At 63.0% G+C, this 25,877-nt stretch carries 25 protein-coding genes, 1 tRNA gene and 3 pseudogenes; 21 read left to right on the forward strand and 8 right to left on the reverse strand.

Translation table 11 applies throughout. The features are described 5' to 3' along the window. Window positions 1-3: 3 nt before the first annotated feature. The 7 genes and pseudogenes from QNO18_RS10180 (at window position 4) to QNO18_RS10210 (ending at window position 8,477) form a co-directional block, all read left to right on the forward strand. Window positions 4-881 (forward strand): annotated as a pseudogene (locus QNO18_RS10180) (DUF2163 domain-containing protein). Continuing rightward, complete coding sequence (locus QNO18_RS10185; protein ID WP_283177574.1) at window positions 868-1,323, forward strand: NlpC/P60 family protein; 456 nt, start codon at window positions 868-870, stop codon at window positions 1,321-1,323. The pseudogene QNO18_RS10180 and the gene QNO18_RS10185 overlap by 14 nt, the downstream one beginning before the upstream one ends. A gap of 18 nt (window positions 1,324-1,341) precedes the next feature. Further along, a pseudogene (locus QNO18_RS10190) lies at window positions 1,342-5,240 on the forward strand (glycoside hydrolase TIM-barrel-like domain-containing protein). A gap of 106 nt (window positions 5,241-5,346) precedes the next feature. Next, entirely contained in the window at window positions 5,347-6,153 is an 807-nt protein-coding gene (cysE, locus tag QNO18_RS10195; RefSeq protein WP_283177575.1) for a serine O-acetyltransferase, read from the forward strand. A 45-nt stretch (window positions 6,154-6,198) separates the two neighbouring features. Further along, window positions 6,199-6,834 carry a lysophospholipid acyltransferase family protein gene (locus QNO18_RS10200; protein WP_283177576.1) on the forward strand — a complete coding sequence of 212 codons (636 nt, stop codon included), beginning with the start codon at window positions 6,199-6,201 and terminating at the stop codon, window positions 6,832-6,834. After that, window positions 6,831-7,772: a phosphatidate cytidylyltransferase gene (locus QNO18_RS10205; protein ID WP_283177577.1), complete on the forward strand. Its 942-nt coding sequence runs from the start codon at window positions 6,831-6,833 to the stop codon at window positions 7,770-7,772. Before QNO18_RS10200 ends, QNO18_RS10205 begins: the two co-directional genes overlap by 4 nt. Window positions 7,773-7,775: 3 nt before the next feature. Continuing rightward, window positions 7,776-8,477 (forward strand): CDP-alcohol phosphatidyltransferase family protein, encoded by a 702-nt coding sequence (locus tag QNO18_RS10210; RefSeq protein ID WP_283177578.1) that lies wholly within the window; start codon window positions 7,776-7,778, stop codon window positions 8,475-8,477. Between the two features lie 101 nt (window positions 8,478-8,578). On the opposite strand, the gene QNO18_RS10215 is transcribed toward QNO18_RS10210, so the two are convergent. The 7 genes and pseudogenes from QNO18_RS10215 to QNO18_RS10245 form a co-directional block, all read right to left on the reverse strand. Continuing rightward, the gene (locus QNO18_RS10215; RefSeq protein ID WP_283177579.1) at window positions 8,579-9,904 is read right to left on the reverse strand and encodes a pyruvate dehydrogenase complex dihydrolipoamide acetyltransferase; all 1,326 of its coding nucleotides are present in this window, start codon (window positions 9,902-9,904) and stop codon (window positions 8,579-8,581) included. A gap of 13 nt (window positions 9,905-9,917) precedes the next feature. Continuing rightward, window positions 9,918-11,315, reverse strand: a complete 1,398-nt coding sequence (locus tag QNO18_RS10220) for a pyruvate dehydrogenase complex E1 component subunit beta (RefSeq protein WP_283177580.1) — start codon at window positions 11,313-11,315, stop codon at window positions 9,918-9,920. A 14-nt stretch (window positions 11,316-11,329) separates the two neighbouring features. Beyond that, a complete protein-coding gene (gene pdhA, locus QNO18_RS10225; protein WP_198836512.1) occupies window positions 11,330-12,316 on the reverse strand; it encodes a pyruvate dehydrogenase (acetyl-transferring) E1 component subunit alpha in 987 nt (328 codons plus the stop codon). A 131-nt stretch (window positions 12,317-12,447) separates the two neighbouring features. Then, complete coding sequence (locus QNO18_RS10230; protein ID WP_283177581.1) at window positions 12,448-12,855, reverse strand: NUDIX domain-containing protein; 408 nt, start codon at window positions 12,853-12,855, stop codon at window positions 12,448-12,450. 13 nt (window positions 12,856-12,868) lie between these two features. After that, window positions 12,869-13,171: a septum formation initiator family protein gene (locus QNO18_RS10235; protein ID WP_283177582.1), complete on the reverse strand. Its 303-nt coding sequence runs from the start codon at window positions 13,169-13,171 to the stop codon at window positions 12,869-12,871. Window positions 13,172-13,294: 123 nt separating this feature from the next. Then, window positions 13,295-14,188 carry a fructose bisphosphate aldolase gene (locus tag QNO18_RS10240; RefSeq protein ID WP_283177583.1) on the reverse strand — a complete coding sequence of 298 codons (894 nt, stop codon included), beginning with the start codon at window positions 14,186-14,188 and terminating at the stop codon, window positions 13,295-13,297. A 95-nt stretch (window positions 14,189-14,283) separates the two neighbouring features. Continuing rightward, a pseudogene (locus QNO18_RS10245) lies at window positions 14,284-15,485 on the reverse strand (phosphoglycerate kinase). A 162-nt stretch (window positions 15,486-15,647) separates the two neighbouring features. On the opposite strand from QNO18_RS10245, the gene QNO18_RS10250 reads away from it, so the two are divergent. The 6 genes from QNO18_RS10250 to QNO18_RS10275 all read left to right on the forward strand — a co-directional run bounded on the left by QNO18_RS10250 (window position 15,648) and on the right by QNO18_RS10275 (window position 20,247). Continuing rightward, entirely contained in the window at window positions 15,648-16,157 is a 510-nt protein-coding gene (locus tag QNO18_RS10250) for a peptidylprolyl isomerase (protein ID WP_092896672.1), read from the forward strand. After that, the gene (locus tag QNO18_RS10255; protein ID WP_283177584.1) at window positions 16,147-16,887 is read left to right on the forward strand and encodes a peptidylprolyl isomerase; all 741 of its coding nucleotides are present in this window, start codon (window positions 16,147-16,149) and stop codon (window positions 16,885-16,887) included. Before QNO18_RS10250 ends, QNO18_RS10255 begins: the two co-directional genes overlap by 11 nt. A gap of 201 nt (window positions 16,888-17,088) precedes the next feature. Next, entirely contained in the window at window positions 17,089-18,393 is a 1,305-nt protein-coding gene (gene hisD, locus QNO18_RS10260) for a histidinol dehydrogenase (RefSeq protein ID WP_283177585.1), read from the forward strand. A 158-nt stretch (window positions 18,394-18,551) separates the two neighbouring features. Next, window positions 18,552-19,031 (forward strand): UPF0262 family protein, encoded by a 480-nt coding sequence (locus QNO18_RS10265; protein ID WP_283177586.1) that lies wholly within the window; start codon window positions 18,552-18,554, stop codon window positions 19,029-19,031. A 62-nt stretch (window positions 19,032-19,093) separates the two neighbouring features. Then, window positions 19,094-19,495 carry a low molecular weight phosphatase family protein gene (locus QNO18_RS10270; protein WP_198836543.1) on the forward strand — a complete coding sequence of 134 codons (402 nt, stop codon included), beginning with the start codon at window positions 19,094-19,096 and terminating at the stop codon, window positions 19,493-19,495. Between the two features lie 203 nt (window positions 19,496-19,698). Further along, entirely contained in the window at window positions 19,699-20,247 is a 549-nt protein-coding gene (locus QNO18_RS10275; RefSeq protein WP_283177587.1) for a hypothetical protein, read from the forward strand. A 48-nt stretch (window positions 20,248-20,295) separates the two neighbouring features. Here QNO18_RS10275 and QNO18_RS10280 read toward each other — a convergent pair whose 3' ends face one another. Next, window positions 20,296-20,718, reverse strand: coding sequence for a helix-turn-helix domain-containing protein (locus tag QNO18_RS10280; RefSeq protein WP_283177588.1), 423 nt, complete (start codon window positions 20,716-20,718; stop codon window positions 20,296-20,298). A gap of 105 nt (window positions 20,719-20,823) precedes the next feature. Here QNO18_RS10280 and QNO18_RS10285 point away from each other — a divergent pair, with 105 nt between their 5' ends. The 8 genes from QNO18_RS10285 to QNO18_RS10320 all read left to right on the forward strand — a co-directional run bounded on the left by QNO18_RS10285 (window position 20,824) and on the right by QNO18_RS10320 (window position 25,804). Then, entirely contained in the window at window positions 20,824-21,657 is an 834-nt protein-coding gene (locus QNO18_RS10285; RefSeq protein ID WP_283177589.1) for an SDR family oxidoreductase, read from the forward strand. Between the two features lie 114 nt (window positions 21,658-21,771). Continuing rightward, window positions 21,772-22,182: a ketosteroid isomerase-related protein gene (locus tag QNO18_RS10290; RefSeq protein ID WP_283177590.1), complete on the forward strand. Its 411-nt coding sequence runs from the start codon at window positions 21,772-21,774 to the stop codon at window positions 22,180-22,182. Then, window positions 22,179-22,766 (forward strand): GNAT family N-acetyltransferase, encoded by a 588-nt coding sequence (locus QNO18_RS10295; RefSeq protein WP_283177591.1) that lies wholly within the window; start codon window positions 22,179-22,181, stop codon window positions 22,764-22,766. Before QNO18_RS10290 ends, QNO18_RS10295 begins: the two co-directional genes overlap by 4 nt. 184 nt (window positions 22,767-22,950) lie before the next feature. Then, window positions 22,951-23,169: a translation initiation factor IF-1 gene (gene infA, locus QNO18_RS10300; protein ID WP_045389309.1), complete on the forward strand. Its 219-nt coding sequence runs from the start codon at window positions 22,951-22,953 to the stop codon at window positions 23,167-23,169. Window positions 23,170-23,178: 9 nt separating this feature from the next. Continuing rightward, window positions 23,179-23,754 (forward strand): Maf family protein, encoded by a 576-nt coding sequence (locus QNO18_RS10305; RefSeq protein WP_283177592.1) that lies wholly within the window; start codon window positions 23,179-23,181, stop codon window positions 23,752-23,754. After that, window positions 23,751-24,791: a ribonuclease E/G gene (locus tag QNO18_RS10310; protein ID WP_283177593.1), complete on the forward strand. Its 1,041-nt coding sequence runs from the start codon at window positions 23,751-23,753 to the stop codon at window positions 24,789-24,791. The genes QNO18_RS10305 and QNO18_RS10310 overlap by 4 nt, the downstream gene beginning before the upstream one ends. Continuing rightward, window positions 24,788-24,973 carry a DNA gyrase inhibitor YacG gene (gene yacG / locus QNO18_RS10315; RefSeq protein WP_283177594.1) on the forward strand — a complete coding sequence of 62 codons (186 nt, stop codon included), beginning with the start codon at window positions 24,788-24,790 and terminating at the stop codon, window positions 24,971-24,973. The genes QNO18_RS10310 and yacG overlap by 4 nt, the downstream gene beginning before the upstream one ends. Window positions 24,974-25,728: 755 nt before the next feature. Then, window positions 25,729-25,804, forward strand: a tRNA-Phe gene (locus QNO18_RS10320). Window positions 25,805-25,877 lie beyond the last annotated feature (73 nt).

Here is a 25,877-nt window from a genome sequence, read left to right on the forward strand (position 1 = left end):
GGGGTGACTGGCCTTTGCCATCTGTGGACCGTTGCGCGGCCGGATGGAGTGGTCCTTGGCTTCACCGATCACGATTGTGATCTTGCTGTAGAGGGGGTGATCCATCGCGCGGGGTCGGGGCTGACCGCCAGCGCATTTCAGCAGGCCACGGGGCTTGCGGTGGACAATTCCGAGGCTGTGGGGGCGCTCAGTGCTGCGGCAATCACGGCAGAGGATCTGGATGCGGGGCGGTATGACGGCGCCGAGGTGCGGATCTGGCTTGCGATCTGGGCACAGCCCTCAGAGCGGCGAGAGCTGTTTCGCGGCTCGCTGGGCGAGGTGAGCCGGCGTGGTGCGGCCTTTCGGGCGGAGTTGCGCGGGCTCGCTGAACCGCTGGGGCAGCCGGGGGCTTTGCTTATGCGCGAAGTTGTTCGGCCGTGCTGGGGGATGTCCGCTGCAAGTTCAGCCTGCAGACCCCGGGCTATTTCTGCGACATCGGGGTGCAGCAGGTCAGCGAGGAGCGGAGAGAGTTCATCTTTGATGCCTTGCCGGGCTTTGATCCGCGCTGGTTTGAACATGGCCGGCTGGAAGTGCTCAGCGGTGCGGCAGCTGGTCTCAGCGCGATGATCCGCTCGGACGATCTGCGGCCCGGGGGGCGGCGCGTCGTGCTTTGGGAGGGCATTCGCGCGCCACTGATGGTGGGGGATCAGCTACGGCTGTTTGCCGGTTGCGATAAGCAGGCTGGAAGTTGTCGCGCTAAATTCAGCAATTTCAATAATTTTCGAGGATTTCCTCATCTTCCGGAGGAGGATTGGCTGACAAGTTACCCCCGCTCTGACCGACCCGCGACCGGGGGTCGGCGCGTCATGCCGATCTGGGCGAATACCAATGGCAGAAACTGAAGCGACGGATCGCACGGCATTGCGCGCGGTTGGTGAGGCGCGGCTCTGGCTTGGAACACCCTATGTCCATCAGGCGAGTTGTGCCGGCGCCGGCGCCGACTGTCTTGGTCTGATCCGGGGCATCTGGCGCAAGCTTTATGGGGCAGAGCCCTGCACGCTTCCAGCCTACAGCGCCGACTGGGCCGAGGCCGGCGCGGGAGAGGTTTTGCACGAAGCCGCCAGCACCTGGCTGATCGCCAAAGCCACCACGCCCGCCATTGGTGATGTGCTTTTGTTCCGGATGCGGGACGGGGGGGCGGCAAAGCACCTTGGGCTCCAGTCGGCCACGGGCCGCGATGCACGGTTCATCCATGCCTTTGCCGGCCATGCGGTCACTGAAAGCGCACTCACATTCCCTTGGGCGCGGCGCATTGCTGCGCGCTTTTCATTTCCGCCGATCTGACAGACGGAGCGATACACAATGGCAACGCTTTTGCTCTCGGCGGCCGGAGCCGCATTTGGTGCGGGCTTTGGCGGCACTGTTCTGGGCCTTTCGGGCGCCGTTATCGGGCGCGCAATCGGGGCTACGGTGGGTCGGGTCATTGACCAGAAGATCCTTGGGGGGGCGCGGATGCAGTTGAGGTCGTTCGCATTGACCGGCTCCGGCTGATGAGCGCGGGTGAGGGCAAAGCCATCGCAAAGCTCTGGGGCCGGATGCGGCTGGCGGGCCATGTGATCTGGGCCTCGCAATATGAGGAGCACAGCCGCTCCCGGCGGGGTGGCAAGGGGGCACCGTCGGGGCCATCGGTGACGGAGTATTCCTATACAGTCAGCCTCGCGATCGGGCTTTGCGAGGGCGAGATCCTGCGCGTTGGCCGTATCTGGGCCGATGGTACCGAGATCGAGCCGCGCAGCCTTTCACTCCGGGTCTATCATGGCACCGAGGACCAGCTGCCCGACCCCAGGATCGAAGCGATTGAGGGCGAGGGGGAGGTGCCGGCGTTTCGCGGTCTTGCCTATGTGGTGATCGAGGATCTCGACGTGACCGCTTATGGCAACCGGGTGCCACAGTTCAGTTTCGAGGTGGTGCGCAATGCGCAGGGGCGGCATGTGGCGCCTGAAGATACGCTTTCCGGACTGGTGAGCGCGGTCGCGATGATCCCCGGAACCGGAGAATATGCGCTGGCGACGACCCCGGTCCATATCAGCTATGGCCCGGGCGAGAATGTCGCGATCAACAGCACATCGCCCTCAGGCCTCACCGATTTTCGGACAGGGCTCGATCAGCTCTCGGGCGAGTTGCCGAACTGTGGTTCGGTATCGCTGGTCGTGTCCTGGTTCGGAAGCGATCTGCGCTGTGGCAGGTGCGAGATCCGGCCCAAAGTCGAACAGCGCAACCATGATGGTCAGGGGATGGCCTGGCATGCGGGAGGCGTGACACGGGCAACAGCCGACGAAGTGCCCAGGCGCGACAGCGGCCCGGTCTATGGCGGGACGCCAGCCGATGCCTCGGTCATCGAGGCGATACGCGCCATCCGGGCGGATGGGAAAGAGGTGATGTTCTATCCGTTTATCCTGATGGAACAACAGCCGGAGAACCGGCTTCCCGATCCCTGGTCAGGTGCGGCGGATCAGCCGGTAATGCCCTGGCGCGGACGGATCACCACCGATCAGGCACCGGGACGCCAGGGGAGCACGGATCGAACGGCACTGGCCGACACCGAGGTTGCGGCCTTTTTCGGCACCGCTCAGCCGGCGCATTTCAGCGCCGCGGGCAGTCATATCCTGTATTCTGGACCGGAAGAATGGCGATATCGCCGCTTTATCCTGCATTATGCGCATCTTTGCGCCCTTGCCGGTGGCGTCGACGCTTTCTGTATCGGGTCTGAGATGCGCAGCCTGACGCAGATCCGCAATGGAGACGACGCTTTCCCGGCTGTGGCAGCGTTGATACAGCTTGCGGCTGAGGTGCGGGTGATCCTCGGGCCGGCGGTGAAGATCAGCTATGCCGCTGACTGGACCGAATATGGCAGCTATGTCGCGGATGGAAACCTCTACTTCCCGCTGGATGATCTCTGGGCGCATCCGGCGGTGGATTTCATCGGGATCGACAATTACATGCCGCTTTCCGACTGGCGCGATGGCGAAGATCACGCCGACGCCGCCTGGCTGGCGGTCTGGAACCCGGACTATCTGAAGGCCAATATCGAGGGCGGCGAGGGATACGACTGGTATTACGACAGCCCAGAGGGGGAGGCGGCCCAGATCCGGCTGCCCATCACTGATGGCGCCTTTGCGGAGCCCTGGGTTTTTCGGGTCAAGGATATGCGCAACTGGTGGCAGATGCCGCATCACAGCCGCGCAGCCGGGGTCCGTGCGCCCACCCCGACGGCATGGGAGCCGCAGTCGAAACCGATCCTCTTTACTGAATATGGCTGTGCGGCAATCGACAAGGGCACCAACCAGCCGAATAAATTCCTTGATCTCATGTCTTCGGAATCGGCCTTACCCCGGGCCTCGAACGGGGCGAGGGATGACCTGATCCAGATGCAGTATCTGCGCGCCATGAACAGCTACTGGCGAGATCCGGCGATGAACCCGCGATCCTCGCGCTATGACGGGCGGATGATTGATATGAGCCGCGCCCATGTCTGGGCCTGGGATGCGCGGCCTTTCCCGGAATTCCCTGGCCGCGTGGATAAGTGGACCGACGGGCCGGCCTATCTGCGCGGCCACTGGCTGAACGGGCGGGCGACCGGACAGCCGCTGTCAGCCGTGATCAGAGAGATCTGCGGCTGCCATGGCATCGGGATGGCGGATACTGCAACGGCACAGGCTGTTGTGCGCGGCTATCTGCTCGATCAGGTGCAAAGCGGGCGCGCAAGCCTGCAACCCCTGCTGCAGACATTCGGCGTCGATGCTTTCGACCGTGATGGTAAACTGGTCTTCCAGCGCCGTTTGCCGGGCCTTGATCACCGGCTCGCCTCCGACCTCTATGCGGTGGACGAGCTGGAAGGCCATGCCGAAATGACGCGCGCGCCTGAGGTTGAGACCGGCGAGTCGATCCGTCTTGGCTATATTGACGCAGAGGCTGGTTACGAGGCGCGGATGGCCGAGACCCGGCACCCAGGGGACAGGTTGCACCGCGTCGCGGGGACCGAGGTTGCGCTTGCGATGACATCGGCAGAAGGGCTTGGCGTCACCAGGCGCTGGCTGGCAGAATCGCGGATCGCGCGGGATAGCTTGCGCCTCAGTCTGCCGCTTTCCCGCATGGATGTTGGGCCTGGGGATCGTATCGCAACGCAAGACGGCTCGGTCTGGCGGGTGGAGCGCGTAGAGCAGACCGAACAGCGCCGCATCGAGGCGGTGCGAATTGAGGGTGGGATCTATGAAGTCCGCGATGAAGGCAGCGTGCCGCCCGCCCTGGCACCCTTTGTCTCGCCGGTTCCGGTCTGGCCGGTGTTTCTCGACCTGCCGCTGCTCAGGGGGGATGAAGAACCGCACCGGCCCTATATCGCGGTGGGGGCACGCCCCTGGCCGGGCTCAGTCGCACTCTGGTCGCAGACTGCGGTGGGCGGGTTTACCCTGAACCGCCTTGTCACAGCACCTTCGGTCATCGGGCGTACCGAAACCGAACTTCTCGCGGCGCGGCCGGGCGTCTGGGACAGGGGCGAGCCGCTGCGGATCCGGCTGAGCGCAGGCGTGCTGAGTGCGGCCAATCCGGTTGCGGTGCTCAATGGCGCCAATGTGATGGCGATTGGCGATGGCACTGCCGGCAATTGGGAGGTGCTCCAGTTTGCCGGGGCCGAGCTGGTCGCGCCCCGGACCTGAGAGGTTTCTCTCCGGTTGCGCGGCCAGGCGGGGACGGATGGGGTCATGCCTGCGGCCTGGCCCGTGGGCAGTACGGTCGTGCTGCTGGACGGGGTGCCGTCGCAAATGGAGCTCTCGATGGATGCGCGGGGCCTCTCGCGCCGCTACCGGATCGGTGCATCGGGGCGCGGCTATGATGATCCGAATGTGGTCGAGATCGCGACGGCATTCGACGGGATCGGCTTGCGGCCAATGCCTGTAAGCCATTTGCGCAGCGCTGCACGGGCCGGCAAGGAGCTGAGCCTCAGCTGGATCCGGCGGACGCGGATCGGGGGCGACAGCTGGCAACAGACCGAAGTACCGCTTTCCGAAGAAAGTGAGGGTTATATGGTGCGAATCCTCGTCGCGGATGTCATCAGGCGAGAGGTGACAACATCAGCGCCGCACTATGCCTATCCGATGGCACAACAGGTTCAGGATGGCGCCCAGGCCGGCTTTACGGCGATGGTCGCCCAGCTGTCGCCATCCTTCGGAGCGGGTCCGTTTCGGTCACTGGCAGTGGCCCCCTGAGCATGGCCGGAACATCTTCCTTTCCGGATTGCCGATTCTGCCCGCATCGGAGATAATCCTTGCTGTTTCCGCCCGCTGATTGCGGCGGCTCGTTACGGGGATTGCCATGGCCGAAACCAGACAACGTGTCACGACGCTCGATCCGGTCTGGACGAGGATTTGCAGCGAAGCGGTGGAGGCTGTCCGCGCCGAGCCGCTGCTGGGTGCCCTGATCCATTCGGGCCTGCTGCACCACGCCACTTTTGAGCGCGCACTGGCTTACCGCTTTTCGCTAAAACTCGCCTCGGGTGAGATGAGCGAACAGATCCTGCGCGAAATCGCCGATGAGGCCTATGGCGCCGCGCCCGAACTTGGCGCGGCGGCGCGTGCCGATCTTATGGCGGTCTATGAGCGCGACCCGGCCTGCCATCGCTACCTGCAGCCCGTCCTGTTCTTCAAGGGCTACCAGGCGGTGCAGGCCTACCGGATCGGCCATTGGCTTTGGCAGAAGGGTCGTGTCGATCTGGCCTATTTCGTGCAGATGCGGGTGTCCGAGGCTTTTGGCGTCGACATTCACCCGGCTGCCCGGATCGGCAAGGGCATCATGATCGACCATGCGCATTCCATCGTGATCGGTGAAACTGCGGTCGTTGGCGACAATGTCTCGATGCTGCATTCGGTGACACTCGGCGGCACCGGCAAGGAAGACGGCGACCGGCATCCCAAAATTGGCAATGGTGTGCTGATCGGGGCGGGCGCCAAGGTTCTCGGCAATATCCGGGTCGGCAATTGCTCGCGGATCGCGGCCGGTTCAGTCGTGCTCGAGGAGGTACCGCCGGAAACCACCGTCGCCGGGGTACCCGCGCGTGTGGTGGGAAAGGCCGGCTGCGCCCAGCCTGCTCTGAGCATGGATCAGCAATTCAGGGCGGAGTGAGCAGGGCATTTGACGGCAGGTATTGGTTCCGGGGGTAAGGCCTTTTTGCGCAGAGCGGCAGCCGCTTTTGCCGGCAGCGCAATCACCCTATTCGCGCGGATCGTTACCGCTCCGCGCGCCATCTGGTCAGGGATCGAGCCGCTGCCAAAGCAGCGGGTCTATTTCGCCAACCACACTTCCAATGCCGATTTCGTGCTGCTCTGGACGGTGCTGCCGCCGATGCTTCGGTCGCGAACCCGGCCTGTCGCGGCGCTGGAATACTGGCTGAAAACCCCGCTTCGCGCCTTTATTGGCCGCGACGTCTTCAACGCCGTGCTGATTGACCGCCGCCCGGAAGAGCGGGTCGAGGATCCGGTCGCCCTGATGGGCAAGGCCCTGGCCGAGGGATCATCGCTGATCCTCTTCCCCGAAGGCGTGCGCAATATGACGGAAGAGCCGCTTTTGCCCTTCCGCACCGGCCTCTACCATCTTGCGAAACAAAATCCCGGAATTGATCTGGTGCCGGTCTGGATTTCGAACCTCAACCGGGTGATGCCCAAGGGGGAGATCATTCCGCTGCCGCTGATTTGCACCCTGACCTTCGGCGCCCCGCTGCATCTGGGCGAAACCGAGGAGAAGGCGGATTTTCTTGCCCGCAGCCATGCTGCGCTGATCGCGCTGAAAGAGACGGTGCCGGCATGAGCGCGACCCCGCATCTCATCTGGCTCTTGCTTGGCGTGGGGGTGATCCTGGTGATCGCCACCCTGATCGGCGAAATTCTGCGCGCAAGGATCGCACCGGATGGCGACAATCCGGTGATCGAAAACCTGAACGCCCGGATCTCGGCCTGGTGGGGGATGGTGATCCTTTTGTCGCTGGCCTTCCTGGCTGGCAGGCCGGGAGTGGTGATCCTTTTCGCGGTGCTCTCCTTCTCGGCGCTCCGGGAGTTTCTGACCCTGACGGCCAAGGCCCGCGCCGATCACTGGTCGCTGGCCGGGGCGTTTTTCATTGTGCTGCCGGTGCAATACTGGCTGGTAGGTCTCGACTGGTACGGTCTCTATGCGATCTTCATCCCGGTCTATGCCTTCCTTCTGATGCCGGTAGTCTCGGCGCTCAGGGGCGAGACGAAGAGCTTCCTGACCCGCGTCGCTGAAACCCAATGGGCGCTGATGATCTGCGTCTATTGCGTGAGCCATGTGCCCGCACTTCTGACGCTGCATATCGCAGGGTATGAGGGCCGCTCCGTCATCCTGATCGCCTGGCTTATCTTTACGGTACAGCTGTCAGATGTGATGCAATATGTCTGGGGCAAGCTGTTTGGCAGCCGCCTTGTGGCGCCGCAGCTCTCGCCCTCGAAGACCTGGGAGGGACTGATCGGTGGCGTGATGACGGCGACCACCGCCGGGGCTGCACTTTGGTGGATGACGCCTTTCACCATGCTCCAGGCGGCCGGCATGGCGCTTGCGGTGACGCTGATGGGCTTCTTTGGCGGATTGGTGATGTCTGCGATCAAACGCGACAAGGGCGTGAAGGATTGGGGGCACCTGATCGCCGGCCATGGCGGGTTCCTCGACCGGCTTGATTCGGTTGTCTTTGCCGCGCCGATTTTCTTCCATCTCACCCGCTGGTTCTGGACCTGACCCATGACAGATGACGACATGCAAGATCCTCGTGCCATCTTTCGGGCCGAACCGCAGGCGGAAGCAGGGGACGCGAACCGTCGCCCGATCCGTGCCCGCCGCAACCGGCTGATGGTCCGCCTCGCGCAATCCCTGGTGCAGCGCCAGATTACCCCGAACCAGATTTCCCAGGCTTCGATGGTCTTTGCCGCACTTGGGCTGCTCTTTTTCTGGGCAGCCTCGGCTTCGGGGCCGATCGGGCAGAGCCTCTTGCTGGTGCTTGCCGCCCTGACGATCCAGCTGCGGCTTTTGTGCAATCTGCTCGATGGCATGGTTGCGGTTGAGGGCGGCACGGCGACCCCTTCTGGCGCCTTCTGGAACGAAGCCCCGGACCGCGCCGCAGATCTGTTGCTTTTCTGGGGCGCAGGGCTGTTTGCTGCGGCGCCGGCACTCGGCCTCGGGGTCGGGGCGCTCGCGCTGATCACCGCCTGGCTGCGGGAGCTTGGCCGCGCCGAAGGCTTTGCGCCCGATTTCCGCGGCCCGATGGCGAAGCCGCACCGGATGGCCGCGCTGACCTTTGCCGCTTTGCTTGCCGCGTTCTTGCCGGTCAGCACCGATGGCGCGACCCTGATGACCTGGGCGCTCTGGCTGATCGGGGCGGGCGTCATCGCAACTGTCGCGCGCCGCAGCATCACTTTGTTGCATCGCCTCGAAGCACGTGGCTGAGTTCATCTGTCCGTAAATATCCCGGGGGAGCCTTCGCATTGAAAATGCGAAGGCGGGGGCAGAGCCCCCGCCTTGTGCGGTTTTCCAGATATTCTGCGGGCTCAGGCCAGCATGGTGACGGGGTTTTCAAGCGCCTCGACCACCGCCTTGAGGAACTGAGCCCCCAATGCGCCATCGATGACGCGGTGATCGACGGAGAGCGTCATCGACATCATCGTCGCCACGCCAATCGAGCCATCCTCCGCCACCACCGGCTTTTTCAGCCCGGCCCCGACGGCAAGGATCGCGCCATGCGGCGGGTTGATCACGGCGTCGAAATTCTCAACCCCGAACATGCCGAGATTGGAGATGGCGAAGCTTCCGCCCTGATATTCATGAGGTGCAAGCTTTTTCGACTTTGCCCGATGCGCGAGATCTTTCATCTCGGCAGACAGGGCTGAGAGCGATTTCTTATCCGCATCGCGCAGCACCGGCGTGAAGAGCCCGCCTTCAATCGCTACGGCAACCGCAACATCGGAAGGTTTCAGCCTGAGGATCCGGTCGCCGGCCCAGACCGCATTGGCATCAGGCACTTCCTGCAATGCGATGGCGCAGGCCTTGATGATGAAGTCATTGACCGAAAGCTTCACGCCGCGCCCGGTGAGGGCATGGTTCAGCTCGGCCCGGAAGGCCATCAGTGCGTCGAGATTCACGTCGCGCCGCAGATAGAAATGCGGGATCGTCTGTTTGGCTTCGGTCAGGCGGGCGGCGATCGTGCGGCGCATGCCGTCAAGCGCGATCTCTTCGAAAGCGCGGTCCTGATACATTTTCAGAACCGTTTCGGGTGAGAGCCCGGCCGGTACCGCCTTGGTCGGGGCCGGGGTCGCCGTCGCTGCGGGCGTCGAGCCCGCAGCGACGCCCGCTGCCGCAGACGCTTTGGCCGGCGCCGTCCCCGATTTCGCCTGTTCCACATCGGCTTTGACGATGCGGCCATGCGGGCCAGTGCCCTTCACCGCCGTCAGATCGACGCCTTTGTCTTTGGCAATCCGCCGCGCGAGCGGCGAGGCAAAGACGCGCGCGCCGCTGGCCACCGGTGCCGCCGCTGGCGCCGGTGCTGCGGTCGGAGCCGTTTCGGCCGGGCTTGCCACCGCCGCTGCCGCGGGTTGCGGGGCTGCAACGGGGGCAGAGGCTGCCGAAGCATCCTCGCCCTCTTCCAGCAGAACAGCAATCGGGTCATTGACCTTTACACCGGCACTGCCTTCCGCGATCAGGATCTTGCCGATCACACCCTCATCGACCGCTTCGAACTCCATCGTCGCCTTATCGGTCTCGATTTCGGCGATGACCTGGCCCGACTTGACCAGATCGCCCTCTTTAACCAGCCATTTCGCCAGCGTGCCTTCCTCCATGGTCGGAGAAAGCGCGGGCATCAGGATCTGGATTGCCATCTTTTTTCCTCCCTCAGCGGTAGCAGACCGATTTCACGGCGGTGACGATTTCAGCAGGCGTGATCAGCGCCAGCTTTTCCAGATTGGCCGCATAGGGCATCGGCACATCCTTGCCGGTGCAGGTCACGACCGGCGCGTCCAGATAGTCAAACGCGCGCTGCATGATCGTCGAAGCGAGGTGATCGCCGATGGAGCCCACCGGGAAGCCCTCCTCGACCGTCACGCAACGATTGGTCTTCTGCACCGAGGCCAGCACCGTGTCATAGTCAATCGGTCGCAGGGTGCGCAGGTTGATCACCTCGGCCTCGATCCCCTCTTTGGCCAACAGCTCCGCTGCGGCCAGCGAATGAGCAACGCCGATTCCGAACGAAACCAGCGTTACATCTGACCCCGCCCGCATCACCGAAGCCTTGCCAAAGGGGATGGCGAAATCATCGCCCACCGGCACTTCGAAACTCCGGCCATACATGATCTCGTTTTCGAGGAAGATTACCGGGTTGTTGTCGCGGATCGCCGTCTTCAGCAGGCCCTTCGCATCCGCCGCCGAATAGGGCATGGCGACTTTCAGCCCTGGGATCGCCGCATACCAGGCCGCATAGTCCTGGCTGTGCTGGGCGCCAACCCGGGCTGCCGCCCCGTTCGGGCCACGGAACACGATGGGAGATCCCATCTGACCGCCCGACATATAAAGCGTCTTCGCGGCCGAGTTGATGATATGGTCAATCGCCTGCATGGCGAAGTTGAACGTCATGAACTCGACGATCGGGCGCAGCCCCCCCCAAGAGGCGCCGACCGCGATTCCGGCGAAACCATGCTCGGTGATCGGGGTGTCGACCACGCGCTTCGGGCCGAATTCGTCCAGCAGTCCCTGGCTGATCTTATAAGCGCCCTGGTATTCACCAACCTCTTCCCCCATAAGGAAGACATTGCCATCCCCGCGCATCTCTTCCGCCATGGCCTCGCGCAGCGCTTCCCGCACGGTCATGGTCTTCGTCGCCACACCTTCGGGCAGGTCGCTGTGCGGCCAGCCTTTGGGGGCTTCCACCACCGCCGGGCGCGCGGCAGCTGCTGCCGGGACGGCCTCGATGGCCGGCGCGGCGGCGGCCCCCGGAGACGCAGTTGGAACCGCGACCGGGGCAGGGGCGGCAGCCACGGCATCCGCGCTTTCGCCCTCTTCTACCAGAACCGCAATCGGCGTGTTCACTTTCACGCCTGCGGTGCCCTCGGTCACCAGCAACCGGCCGACAATCCCCTCATCCACCGCCTCGAATTCCATCGTTGCCTTATCGGTCTCGATCTCGGCAATGACCTGGCCCGATTTGACCACGTCACCCTCTTTCACCAGCCATTTCGCCAGCGTGCCTTCCTCCATCGTCGGAGACAAAGCCGGCATCAGAACTTCAACTGCCATGATCTCTCTCCCCCTCAGACGGTAATATCGGTCCAGAGATCGCTCAGCGGCGGCTCCGGGCTTTCTTTCGAGAACTCAGCCGCCTCATTCACCAGCGCCTTGATCTCTTTGTCGATGTTCTTCAGATCGTCTTCCGAGGCCAGACCGCCCTGCAACAGCAGATCGCGGACATGCTCGATGCAATCCTTCTCGGTCTTGATCTTCTCGACCTCTTCACGCGTCCGGTATTTCGCCGGATCCGACATCGAGTGGCCGCGATAGCGATAGGTCATCATTTCGAGGATATAGGGGCCCTTGCCCGCACGGCAGTGGGCCACGGCCTTCTCGCCTGCCGCCCTGACCGCGAGCACATCCATCCCGTCTACCTGCTCACCGGGGATGCCATACGCCACGCCGCGCTCGAACAGGGTCGTCGATTTGGTCGAGCGCTTCACGCTCGTTCCCATGGCATACTGGTTGTTTTCAATGACGAAAATCACCGGAAGATCCCAGAGTTCCGCCATGTTATAGGTCTCATAGACCTGGCCCTGGTTGGCCGCGCCATCGCCGAAATAGGTGAAAGTCACATTGTCATTGCCGAGATACTTATCGGCAAAGGCCAGCCCCGCGCCCAGCGGCACCTGTGCGCCAACGATCCCGTGGCCGCCATAGAAATGCTTCTCTTTCGAGAACATATGCATCGAGCCGCCCTTGCCCTTCGAGTAGCCCCCGATACGGCCGGTCAGCTCTGCCATGACGCCTTTCGGGTCCATGTCGCAGGCCAGCATATGGCCGTGATCGCGGTAAGAGGTCAGGCGCTTGTCGCCCTGCTTTGCCGCAGCCTCCAGCCCCACAACGACAGCTTCCTGGCCGATATAGAGGTGACAGAACCCCCCGATCAGCCCCATGCCGTAAAGCTGGCCCGCCTTTTCCTCAAAGCGGCGGATCAGCAGCATCTCGCGGTAATATTTCAGCAGCTCTTCTTTCGAGACATTGGGTCTCGCATCGGGCTTGCGTGCCATTGGGCTCCTCCCCGGAGTAGGTTCAGCAAATGGTTTAGCGTTAAACCATCTATACAGCATCGGAGATTATTGGGTCAAACGCGAAATAGTGCGGCCTGCAGTGCGGTGAAATGTTGCTGAAAGAGAGAAGATCAGTGCCAGATCAGCGGCAAAATCCGCTCGCGCGTCAGCGGCGCAAGGGGCAAAGCAAGGGCCTCATCCTGCGAGACCCATCGGGCTTCGGCAATCTCTGCGGCAATGCTCACTTCTGCCGCAGCGGCCATGAGGTAGAGATCGGCTTCGACGATATGGCCGGGTTCATTGGCGGCAGGGGCGGAAAAACGGCCAAGCGAATGCGGCTTTTCGGCATCGAAATCGGCGGCGATCCCCGTGCCCAGCTCTTCCTCAAGTTCGCGGCGCAGGGCGGTAAGCGCATCTTCGCCCGGCTCGTATTTGCCGCCGGGCTGCATGAAGGCGTCCGTGCCGCGCTTGCGGACAAGCAGCATCCTGCCATCGTTGCGCAGGATCACAGCGGCGGCGATGCAGATGATGGCCGTCATGTACGGGGGGCGTTCAGCGGATCACGATCTCATCGGCGCGCATGTAGCCCAGCACATCGCGGGCACGCTCATCAAGCAGATCCATATCGAGATAGTCATCCGACAGCCGATGCGTCAGGTTCCGCATGTCGGCAAGTTGCACCGCCAGTTTGTCACGCTCCACCGCCAGCCCGGCGGCCTCGGCGCGGATTTCGACCCGGCGAAATACGCCATAGTCGCCCTGAACAGCGGCGAAGGTGAAATAGGCACCCAGAGTGAACATCAGGGCGAAGTAGATGAGCCCGCCCATATTATGGCGCCGTTGTTGCCTGGTCATGTCCTGTCCGTCTCATCTGTCACCCCTCTTATCGGGGGGCCTTGCGAAAAATCATGCCATGAAACGAATCAGAAGGGAATCCCCCATGTGGCGGGATTCCCTTCAGTCTTACGCGAAAGCTGTTCAGCCCGCGATTGAGGCTGCATGGATCGAATCGACCGCCGCTTTCAGCGTGGCGTCGAATTCGGCTTCGGATTGCCCGGCATTCAGGCCTTCCGAGAGCGCGCGCGAGAAGGATGCGATCATGCCGCGGTTCTTTGCCAGAGCCGCATTGGCCTCGTCACGCGAATAGCCGCCCGAAAGCGCCACCAGCTTCAGAACAGCCGGGTGATCGACCAGGGCTGCGTAGAAATTCGCCTCCGACGGGATGGTCAGTTTCAGCATGACCTGCGTGCCCTTGGGCAGCGCGTCCAGATGCGTAAGGATCTCGCGGCGCAGGATCGCTTCGGCGGCGGCTTTATCGGTGATCGAGATCGTCACTTCCGGCTCGACGATCGGCATAAGCCCGTGGCTGATCACCTGTTTTGCGATGGCGAATTGCTGATCGACCACCGCCTTGATGCCATCTTCATTGGCGGCGGAAATCACCGAACGTTCCTTGGTGCCATAGATCCCGGCGCGCACGGCCTTTTCCAGCAGCGCATCGAGATCGGGCATCGCCTTCATCACCTGGCAGCCATTGACCTCGGTCTCGAGCCCTTTGTCGATCTTCAGAAACGGCACCACGCCGCGCTTTTCCCACAGATAGGTGGCGGTCGGGATGCCGTCGATAGCGCGGTCCATGGTCTGCTCGAACAGGATGGCACCGATGACCTTCTCGCCCGTAAAGGCGGGCGATTTGATGATGCGGGCGCGCATGGCATGGACCAGGTCGAACATGCCGGCCTCGTCGGACCAGGCATCGGCCTCAACGCCGTAAAGTTTCAGCGCCTTGGGGGTCGAGCCGCCGGACTGGTCGAGAGCTGCGATGAAGCCCTGGCCTTTGCCGATCTGCGCCGTCATCTTTTCCGTGGTCATCGTCGTCTTCCTTTGCCGGAGCCAGATTAGGTTTTGCACGCGCCATAGCCTTTCCGCCGGGCTGCGTGCAATGCTGTTAGCGCGAGCAGCCGCCCTCAGGCGAGCAGTGCCGCCACGCCCGGCAATTCCTTGCCTTCCATCCATTCGAGGAAGGCGCCGCCTGCGGTCGAGATGAAGGTGAACGCCCCCGCAGCCCCGGCCTGGTTCAGCGCGGCAACGGTATCGCCACCGCCTGCAACCGAGATCAGCCTGCCGGCCTCGGTCAGCCTTGCGGCCTCTTTCGCCGCCGCCACTGTGGCCGCGTCAAAAGGCGGGATCTCGAAGGCGCCGAGCGGGCCGTTCCAGATCAGTGTCGCAGACTGGCCCATGACCGCTTTCAGCCGCGCCACCGTTTCCGGGCCGGCATCAAGGATCATCGCATCGGCAGGGCAGCCTGAGGCATTGGTGATCTGGCTGGCCGCGCCCGCTTTGAACTCGCGCGCCACCACCACATCGACCGGCAGATGGATCTGGCAGCCGGTCTCTTCGGCCTTTTCAAAATTGCGCGGGCGGTGTCTGCCATATCGCGTTCCGCGAGCGATTTGCCGACTTCAATGCCTTGCGCCACGAGGAAGGTATTCGCCATGCCGCCGCCGATCGCCAGGTGGTCGACCTTGCTGACAAGGTTCCCCAGCAGATCAAGCTTGGTCGACACTTTCGCGCCGCCGACCACGGCGATCACCGGGCGGGCAGGGGTGCCAAGCGCTGCGTCCAGCGCTTTCAGCTCGGCCTCCATCAGCCGGCCCGCCGCATGCGGGAGCGCGCGCGCAAGGCTTCGGTCGAGGCATGTGCCCGATGCGCGGCCGAAAACGCATCATTCACATAGACATCACCAAGTGCTGCAAATTCCGCCGCAAATCGTTCTTTTCTTCGCCCGCATGAAACCGGGTGTTTTCCAGCAGCACGACATCGCTTTGCGCCGCCGAAGCAATCGCGGCCTTTGCCACAGCGCCCGTGCTTTCCGTCGCGAAAATCACCTTGCGGCCAAGGCTTGCCTCAAGGGCCGGGGCGATGCGGCCAAGGCTCATCTCCGGGACGACCTTGCCTTTGGGGCGGTCGAAATGCGCCAGCAACACCACTTTTCCGCCACGCGCGATGATATCCTCAACCGTCGGGCGGATCTTATCGATGCGGGTGGTATCAGAGACCCGGTCCCCTTCCATCGGCACATTGATATCGACCCGCGTCAGCACGGTTTTGCCGGCCAGTGCGATATCATCCAGCGTTTTCCAGCTCATCGGTCTCTCCCAATATGCATCATTCGGGGTGGTTTAGCGCTAACACACGGGGTGCATCCTGCGTTTCGCGCAATTCTTTCGCGCATTTTGCCGTCCGTCAACCGATCACGCCCATTTGCCCTTCCCCCTGAGGCGCTTGCGGTTAATTTCCCGCCCGACCAGAAGCCTGCAAGGGAAGCACAATGGCCGAGATCAAGGACCCCGAGAACACCATCATCCTGACGCTGAAAGACGGCGAAGTGGTGATCGAGCTTCTCCCGGATGTCGCACCAAAGCATGTCGAGCGTATGAAACAGCTCGCCCGCGACAAAGCCTATGACAATGTGGCTTTCCACCGCGTGATCGAGGGCTTCATGGCCCAGACCGGTGATGTAGAGCACGCCAATATGGAAAAAGACTACAATCCGCGCCGTTCGGGCACGGGTGGGTCGCAATATGATGATCTGCCGGCAGAATTCTCGAAACTGCCGCATGATCGCGGCACGATCGGCGCCGCGCGCTCGCAGAACCCGAATTCGGCAAACAGCCAGTTCTTCATCAATTTCAAGGATAACTCCTTCCTGAACGGCCAGTATACCGTTTACGGCCGGGTGATTTCCGGGATGGAATTTGTGGACAAGATCACCCGGGGCGAGCCGCCGGTCACCCCCGATCGCATGATCACTGTAAGGGTTGCCGCCGATGTTGCGTAAGGTTCTCGTTGCCACGCTTTTGCTGGGCGCGCCTGCTTTCGCGCAGGATGTTCCCGATCTGCCGGGCCCGAATCTGGTGCTCGACATCCAGGGCGAGGCCAATGGCCGCGTGGTCATTGACCTGCTTGACGATAAGGCGCCGAAGCATGTGGCGCAGATCGTCCAGCTCGCGACAGAGGGCGCCTATGATGGTGTGGTCTTTCACCGCGTGATCGACGGTTTCATGGCCCAGACCGGCGACGTGCAGTTCGGCAAACCGGCTACGCTGGCCGAAGAGCTTGCCAAACTGCCGAAAGGTGCGGCTGAAGGCACCTATAAGCTCCATGGGATGGAGATCCCGGCGGAATTCGTCAGCGCTGGCATGGGTGGCTCGCATCTGCCTGATATTCCGGCAGAGTTTTCGGATGTCTCGTTCCAGCGCGGCATCGTCGGCATGGCGCGCAGCCAGGATCCGAATTCGGCCAACAGCCAGTTCTTCATCATGTTTGCGCCGGGCGATTTCCTTGACGGACAATATACTGTTGTCGGTCGGGTGATTTCGGGCATGGATGTGGTCGACAAGATCAGGCGCGGCCCGGCCGAGCAAAATGGCGCGGTTGCCGAGAACCCCGATGTGATCGTCAAGGCGAGCATCGAGGCCGCGGCAGCAGTTCCGGCAACCGGCGAGCATCGAGGCCGCGGCAGCAGTTCCGGCAACCGGCACCGAGCCGGCAGAAGCCGCTCCGGTTGAAGCGCCCGCAGAAGCTCCGGCTGAAGCACCCGCAGAGGCCCCTGTGGACGCTCCGGCGCAATAAGTCAGGGCTGACAATCAGAAAGGGCGGCGCGCATGGACCATGCGCGCCGCCCTTTTCCATATGGCGCTGTTTACCTCGGCCACAGCGCGGGATATGCGCGGGCCAAGACTGGCGGCAATCACGCGCGGAGGCCCGCAATGGCGCATTTCCTTTCCACCCGGGATCCGGGCTTCGAGGCGGATTTTACCGCTTTCCTTGGCATGAAGCGCGAGGACAGTCCCGAAGTGGATGATGTCGTCGCTGCGATCATCGCGGATGTGCGGGCGCGGGGCGATCTGGCGGTGACCGAACTGACCGCACGCTTTGACCGGCTCTCGCTGACACCGGGCCAGCTGGCCTTCACGCCTGAAGAGATTGAGGCGGAATGCGCGAAAGTCTCGCCCGAGGATGCGGCAGCGCTGACGCTCGCGGCGGAACGGATCCGCGCCTATCATGTCCGCCAGATGCCCCAGGACCAGATGTGGACCGACCCGGAAGGCGCAACGCTTGGCTGGCGCTGGACGCCGGTCTCGGCGGCAGGGCTTTATGTGCCGGGGGGGCTCGCCTCATACCCGTCTTCAGTTCTGATGAATGCGATCCCGGCCCGGGTGGCCGGGGTGGAGCGTCTGGTGATCACCTGCCCGACCCCGGGCGGCGAGGTCAATCCGCTGGTGATCTTTGCGGCCCGGCTCGCCGGGGTCGATACGATCTACCGCATCGGTGGCGCGCAGGCGGTGGCGGCTTTGGCCTATGGCACCGCGACGATCCGCGCGGTCGATAAGATTACCGGGCCGGGGAATGCCTTTGTCGCGGCCGCGAAGCGGCGGGTGTTCGGCAAGGTGGGGATCGACATGATCGCAGGCCCTTCCGAGATCCTCGTGATCGCCGATGGCACGGCAGACCCGGATTTCGTGGCGCTGGATATGCTGAGCCAGGCCGAGCATGACGCCTCGGCCCAGGCGATTCTGGTCACGGCGGATGAGGCTTTTGCCCGTGCCTGTGTGGCGGCGCTGGAGAAGCGTCTTGAGACGCTGGAGCGGCGCGAGATCGCGCAGGCGAGCTGGCGCGACAATGGCGCGGTGATCCTGGTGCGCGACCTCGCCGAGGCCGCAGAGCTTTCGAACCGTGTCGCACCCGAGCATCTGGAGATCTGCACCGAAGACCCGGAGGCGGTCTCGGCGCTGATCACCCATGCCGGGGCGATTTTCCTCGGCCAATGGACCCCCGAGGCTATCGGTGACTATATCGGCGGCCCGAACCATGTGCTGCCAACGGCGCGTTCGGCGCGGTTCTCCTCGGGGCTGTCCGTCCTTGAATTCCTCAAGCGCACCACGATTGCGAAAATGACGCCGGCTGCGCTGGCGGCCATCGGGCCCGCGGCAGAGCGCCTGGCGAAGTCGGAAAGCCTGGAGGCGCATGGGCTGAGTGTGCGGGCGCGGCTCGACCGGCTGAACGCGGGGTGAGGCGGCGCAGCTGGGGGGCTTCCACCCCCAGACCCCCGGAGGATATTTAGAGACAGATGAAAAGCGCCCGCTGACTTCCGTCGGATGGGTGGGTGCTGTGCTTGCTTGTGGACGCGCGCTCGGGCATCAAGGGGCGACGCATTTTCCGGAACGCCCGCATGACCAACCGCATCTGCCATATCGAGATTGATGAGAAAGGTCTTGTGCGCCCGACGCCGGAGATCGAACAGGAGCGCAAAGTCGCGATTTTCGATCTGCTGGAAGAAAACAGCTTCGGCCTTCCTGCCCGTGAGGGCCGCGAGGTGCCGCCTGGCCCCTATCGCCTGGCGCTGGCAATCCGGGAGGGGCGGCTGGTCTTTGGGATTGCCCGCGAAGATGAGGCCCAGGTCGGTGAGTTCCATCTGAGCCTCGGCCCGTTCCGCCAGGTGGTGAAGGATTATTTCCAGATCTGCGAGAGCTATTTCGAGGCGGTGAAGCGCCTGCCGCCCAGCCAGATCGAGGCGATCGACATGGCGCGGCGCGGGATCCATAACGAGGGGGCCGCGATCCTGCAGGAACGGCTCGAGGGTAAGGCCGAGGTCGACCGTGATACCGCCCGGCGCCTCTTTACCCTCATCTGCGTGCTGCACTGGGGGTAAGCTTGGTCGATTTCCCGCAGTCCATCCTGTTCTGCTGCGACCATAATGCGGTGCGCTCCCCCATGGCCGAGGGGATGGCGAAGAAATTTTACGGCCAGCGCGCCTATGTGCAATCGGCGGGCGTGAAGAATGACATGGAGGTGGATGGCTTTTCGGTCGCGGTCTGCCAGGAGATCGGGGTGGAACTGTCGCGCCACCGCGCCAGGTCCTTCGAGGAAATGCAGGAATGGGGCGATGATCTGGGGCAGTTCGATCTGATCGTGGCGCTGTCGCCGGCAAGCCAGCGCCAGGCGCTGGAGCTGACACGCTGGCATCATCTCGAGGTCGAATACTGGCCGATACTCGATCCGACCGGCCTTGGCGAAAGCCGCGAGGCCAAACTTTCCGCCTATCGCCAGGCGCGCGATCAGATCCGTGACCGCATGATCCAGAGATTTGGCCCGCCGGTGCCGGTCGGGGGCTGAGCGCCCGGATCCCACGCGCCAGAGGACCGGGGAGGGAGTGACGCCGGGCGGGGTGCTGCGCATAACGCCGGTGTGCTTTCCGGGGGGAGTGAGGCGGATTGCGTCTTTTAGCCCCGCAAACATCAGCTTTGCGCCGAAGGCGTGCCACATTGTCCTGCCATTCAGAGGCCAGTGGTCGCATCGTTCAGGACGCGGGAAAGCTTATGTCTGGTATTCCGGGATCATCTTATACCCTTCTGGCCTTCTATCTTTTGCTGACCGCTGCCAGCTGTTTCCTGATCGGAGGGATCGCGCCGATGATGGTGCTGCTTGCCGGTCTGTGGATGACCATTCGCCGCAGCGATTTGCGCCATCTGAAAAACGCGGGCCTGCTCATCAGCTGGTTCTATGCCGTGGCAGCCATCGTCTCGCTGCTGGTCGCGGCAAGCCATGTCGCCTCGCTTTCCAGCCCGGCTCTGCGGGGGCTGACGATGGTGGAACACCAGTATTTCGTGCGGGTCTTCGGCATGGCGGCGCTGCTGAGCGCCTTTGGCTGGGCGATGACCAGACATGCGCTTTTGCCGGCCTTTCAGCCCTATGGCCGCGCGATTGCCGTTCATGGCTTCTGGGGAAACCGCAACCGTGATGGTGCTGTGGCGCGCAACCGGCTTGCGGCGGAACGGGCGAAATGGGGCGAAATGCAAAGCGAATTCAGGGTCGCCGGGGAGAAAGACGGCCCTGATTCCCCTGAGGGGGCGCGGGCTGCAGCCTGATTCGGTCTGCTGCGCTGATTTGCCGGAAAGGCAGCACGGCCCGGGCTTTCAGCCCCGGGCTGTTTCGCGTTCAGGCGGATCTGCGTCGCTGTCGGAGCCTGTTTCACCTGCAGCGAGAATAGTCTCCAGCTCTGCCTCGATCCAGCCGACCAGACCGATCAGCCGCGCCGCCGCCGCCTGACCAAGGGCTGTCAGCTCATATTCGACATGCGGCGGCACCACCGGATGCGCTGTCCGCAACACGAAGCCATCCGCCTCAAGATCCTTGAGCACCTGGGCCAGCATCCTTTCGCTGACCCCCGCCACCCTGCGCCGCAATGCGGCAAAACGATGTGGCCCGGTGGCCAGCGCCACCATCACCAGAACGCCCCAGCGGCTTGTCAGATGTTGCAGGATGCGGCGTGACGGGCATTCGGCGGCAAGGACATTGCCCTCGCGCCAGCCCTGCATCAGGCGCTGTGCATCTGTCATGATGAGGCTGTGCGTCATTGTTCTATACTTACAAAATGGTGCGTACTTATTTTTCGTAAGTATGGTGTTATTGTTTACATGTCAAATCCGGAACAGGAGAATCCAATGACCATCGCCATCACCGGAGCCACCGGCCAGCTGGGCCGCCTCGCCATTGCCGCGACGAGGGCCCGGGGCGCCAGCCCCATCGCTCTTGTCCGCAGCCCGGAAAGGGCTGCTGATCTGGGCGTCGAGCCCCGTGCTTTCGACTATGACAAGGCAGATCCCGCCGCGCTGAACGGCGTCGATACGCTGGTGCTGATCTCGGCCAATGAGGTGGGCAGGCGTTTTGCCCAGCATAAGGCGGTGATCGATGCCGCCATAGCCGCCGGCGTGAAGCGGATCATCTATACTTCGCTCCTGAAGGGCGACGCCTCGCCGATGAAGCTTGCCGCTGAACATGTCGAAACCGAATCGGCGCTGAAGGAATCGGGGATCACTTACACGATCCTCAGGAATGGCTGGTATACCGAGAACCTGACCGGCGCCCTGGCGCCCGCGATCGAACATGGCGCGATTATCGGCTCGGCCGGGGAGGGGCGCTATTCGGCGGCCGCGCGTGTGGATTATGCCGAGGCGATTGCGGTCACCGCGATTGAGGCGGGCCATGAGAACAAGGTCTATGAGCTTGCCGGAGATACCGGCTTCACCGGTGCCGATCTGGCCGCCGAAGTGGCCAGACAGGCCGGGAAGCCGGTTGGCTATGTGAACCTGCCCGAGGCTGACTATGCCAAAGCCCTTGAGGGTTTTGGTCTGCCGGCGGGATTCGCCGCAATCCTCGCCGACAGCGATGCCCAGACCGCGAAGGGGGCGTTGTTCGATGACAGCAAAACGCTCTCGCGCCTGATCGGCCATCCTACCACACCGCTGACTGCCACCGTGGCCGCCGCACTGGCCTGATCGCTTTCCGGGCGGCCTGTCCCCAGGGGCCGCCCGGAGACCCTGAAAGGGCGTTTTCAGGCTTTCCCCTGCGCGGCAACCGGCTATCCTCGCGCCCAAATGAAAGGGAGAGCCATGTCCGCATCCGACACCCGTAAGCTGATCGAATCCTATTACACCGCTTTCAACGCGCTGAATCCCGAAGGTATGACAGCGCTTGTCAGTGAGGATATCGAACACCGCGTCAATGAAGGCGGCATCCGTCGGGGCCGCGAAAAATTCGCGGAGTTTGGCTCACATATGGGGGTCTCTTACCGCGAAGAGCTCAGGGATATCGTGATCTTCGTGACCGATGACGGCAGTCGCGCGGCGGCTGAATTCGTCGTTCATGGCGAATATCTGAAGACCGATCCGGGCCTGCCCGAGGCAAAGGGCCAGAAATACATCCTGCCGGCGGGGTCGTTTTTTGACGTGAAGGGCGGCAGGATCACCCGCATCACCACCTTCTACAACCTCAATGACTGGATCGAACAGGTCTCGAAATGAGCCTGATCGTCCGCGCGCTGAAGGGGGCCGAGCTTGAGGCCGCGCTGGACGATATGGCGCGGCTTCGCATCACCGTGTTCCGCGCCTGGCCCTATCTCTATGACGGTACGCTCGATTACGAGCGCACCTATCTTCAGGCCTATCGCGACAGCCCGGGTGCGCTGTTGGTGGCGGCAATTGATGAGGGCAGGATCGTCGGCGCCTCGACCTCGGCGCCGATGGAGGATCATGCGGCTGAATTCGCCGAACCGATGCGCCAGACCGGCCTTGCGCTGGAAAAGATCCTCTATGGCGCGGAATCGGTCCTTTTGCCGGAATATCGGGGCAGGGGCGTCGGGCACCGTTTCTTTGACCTGCGCGAAGACCATGCCCGCAGCCTTGGTCGCAGCCATGTCGCATTCTGCTCGGTGATGCGCCCCGGGGATCACCCGCTGCGCCCTGACGCATATCGCAGCAATGACGCCTTCTGGACGAAACGCGGCTATGCACCGCTGCCGGGCGCCATCGCGCATTTCAGCTGGCGCGACCTCGGGGAGGACAGCGATACTGAAAAACCACTGCAGTTCTGGATCCGCCAGCTCTGAGCCGTCAGTTCTGAGGCGCCAGTACTGAACTGTCAGCGCGAAGGGCAGGCCGAAGAACCCGGCCCTTCGCGTGATCAGCCAGGCGCGCGAACCAGAAAGCCCTTGTAAACCCCTGGCACAAAGCGCATATGCCCGGGGCAGAAGGCCTGCGTTTCCCGCGGGCCCTTTCCTATTCGGAGTGAACATGGCCAAGGAAGACATTCTCGAATTCCCGGGTGTCGTGAAGGAACTCCTGCCCAATGCGACATTCAAGGTCGAACTCGATAATGGCCATGAACTGATCGCAACGATGGCAGGCAAGATGCGCAAGAACCGCATCCGTGTTCTGGCAGGCGACAAGGTCCAGGTGGAAATGACACCCTACGACCTCTCGAAGGGCCGCATCAATTACCGCTTCAAGTAAGCTGTTATCTTGCGACTGATCCTCGGATCCGCCTCGCCGCGCCGCAAAGAGCTGTTGGCGCAAATGGGGATCACACCCGATCTCATTCTGCCTCCCGATATCGACGAGGATCCCCGCAAAGGCGAGCTGCCGCGCCCCTATGCGGCGCGTCTCGCGCGGGAAAAGGCGCTGGCGGTAGAGGCCGGGCCTGAAGATATCGTGCTTTGTGCCGATACGACAGTGGCGCTTGGGCGCCGCATTCTCGGCAAGCCCGCAGACGCGGTCGAAGCGGCCTCGTTTCTGGCGCTGCTCGGCGGGCGCCGCCATGAGGTGATCACTGCCATCGCTTTGCGCAAAGGCGCGCGGATCTGGGCGCGGGAAAGCGTCTCGGCGGTCAAGATGAAGCGGCTCTCGGATGATGAAATGAATGCCTATCTCGCCAGCGGTGACTGGCAGGGCAAGGCCGGCGGTTATGGCATACAAGGCCAAGCCGGCGCGTTCATTCCATGGATTTCAGGATCTTACAGCGGAATCATGGGCCTTCCGGTCGCCGAGACCGCACAGCTTTTGACGGCGGCCGGCTACCCGGTCTGGAGGCAGGTATGAAGGGACGGGTTGTTCTTCTCGATCAGATAGACGGGCGCGAGGCGGCGGCATTGCTGGTTGACGGGATCCTGGAAGAGATCGCGATCGATCCGGTCAGCTTCGATCTGGCACCGGGCGCGATCTGCCGTGCCATTGCCGACCGGCCGGTCAAGGGGCAGGGCGGCGTTTTTGTCAAACTCCCGGATGGCGCGCGCGGGTTTCTGCGCCAGGTCTCGGGCATTGCACCAGGCCAGAGGCTGATTGTCCAGGTGTCCGGCCCGGCCGAGCCCGGCAAGGCGCTGCCGGTCTCGATCCGTGTTCTGTTCAAATCCCGTTACGCAATTCTGACGCCAGGCGCGCCGGGGCTGAATGTCTCGCGCCGGATCCGCGATGAGGATCTGCGTGCAGAGCTTGACGCCCTTGCGGGCCGCGCGATGGCAGGGGCGGCGCCTGATCTCGGGCTGATCCTCCGTTCGGTCTGCGATGCCGCGGAACCCGAAGAAATCGCCGAAGATATTGCCAGTCTGCGCGGGTTGACCGAGGCTGTTCTGGCCGATCTCAATGGCGCGCCGGAACTCCTGGTCGACGCGCCCGGGGCGCATGAGCTTGCCTGGCGCGACTGGGGCGATCCCGCACCTGATGAGGTGATCGAAGAGCCGGGCAGTTTTGCCGATTTTGGTGTGGCCGATCAGCTGGATGCGCTGACCGGGGCGCGGGTCGGTTTGCCGGGCGGTGGTCATATCTGGATCGAGCCCACCCGTGCCCTGGTGGCCGTTGATGTGAATACCGGCCCCGACACCTCGCCGGCGGCCGCGCTGAAGATCAATATCGCCGCCGCGCGGGAACTGCCGCGTCAGCTGCGGCTGCGCGGCCTTGGCGGCCAGGTGGTGATCGACTTCGCGCCGATGCCCAAACGCGACCGCAATATCCTCGACCAGGTGATCCGCGCTTCCTTCAAGGGTGGCGGCGAGACGAGCCTGGCCGGCTGGAGCGGGCTTGGCCTGTTTGAGCTGACCCGCCGCAGGGAAGGCCTCGCGCTGAGTACGCTCTGGCCATGACCTGTCCGATCTGCGGCAAAAAGACCGAAGCCGCCTCGCGTCCTTTTTGTTCAAAGCGCTGTGCCGATATCGATCTCGGGCGCTGGCTGGGCGATGGCTACCGGATCGGCGGTGCTGAGGATGATCCCGCAGCTGGCGCGTCAGAGACAGAGCCGACAACACCGCCGGATCGGGCTCACTGACCGCAGAGCCTGGCGGCCCTTTGATGCGGGCACCGCCTGGCCGGGCGAGGGTGCAGGAGCCGCAGTCCGTGACGCCAGCGCAGTCACCCCCTCGCGGTGGCGTCATCGCCAGGCTGAAACTTTTCGCCCCTCATCTGATGTCTGCCCGGCTTTATGAGCCTCATATTCGGCCAGGCAACGGGATGGGGCGGACCAGCTCAGGAAAGCCGGATTACCGGTAAAGAGGCGACTGTCCCGGGCGCTTTGCTTTCCGGCGGAAAATGTCGCAGCTGCCAATCGCGGGTGCGAAACGTAGCTGGCTCTGTGGCGCCTCGGAACGGCCCGCGCTGTGAGGCACACCTCCTGCGCGCCTGGTCCCTCCCTCCGGCGCGCCCCAGGCCAGCGTCGGACACCCATATTGCCGCACCAGGTGCATCTCCTGAGCGAACGCCCGTCCCACCTGTGCCCGGACCGTTCTTTGTTGCGCCTGATATCTGAAGCCTGCTTCACGACCCTGCCGGAGTCGCGTTTCAGATCAGCCTGTCTGTGGAGACCGGCCCTTGCCAGATCGCAGCTGCCATATCTGTCAGATTACCAGACTCGCTGAGCGCTTTGCGGCTGGCCTGCTGCGACGGCAAGGGTGGGGCTCAATGCTGGAGGCAAAATATGCCGGTCAAAACATTGTTTCAGGACAATGATTTCGCCTTCTTGGAAACTTATTCGTTTTCCCTCTGGACAGCGCCTGACACACTCGGTATCACCCCGCCACCAAGGTTGCCCGGATAGCTCAGTTGGTAGAGCAGCGGATTGAAAATCCGCGTGTCGGCGGTTCAAATCCGTCTCCGGGCACCATCTTTTCAATGACTTACACTATGTCGTTGTGTCGCCGTGTAAATCTGGCAACATGCGTGGCAACATTCGTGTT

The organism is Gemmobacter sp. 24YEA27 (assembly GCF_030052995.1).
Lineage (GTDB): Bacteria > Pseudomonadota > Alphaproteobacteria > Rhodobacterales > Rhodobacteraceae > Pseudogemmobacter.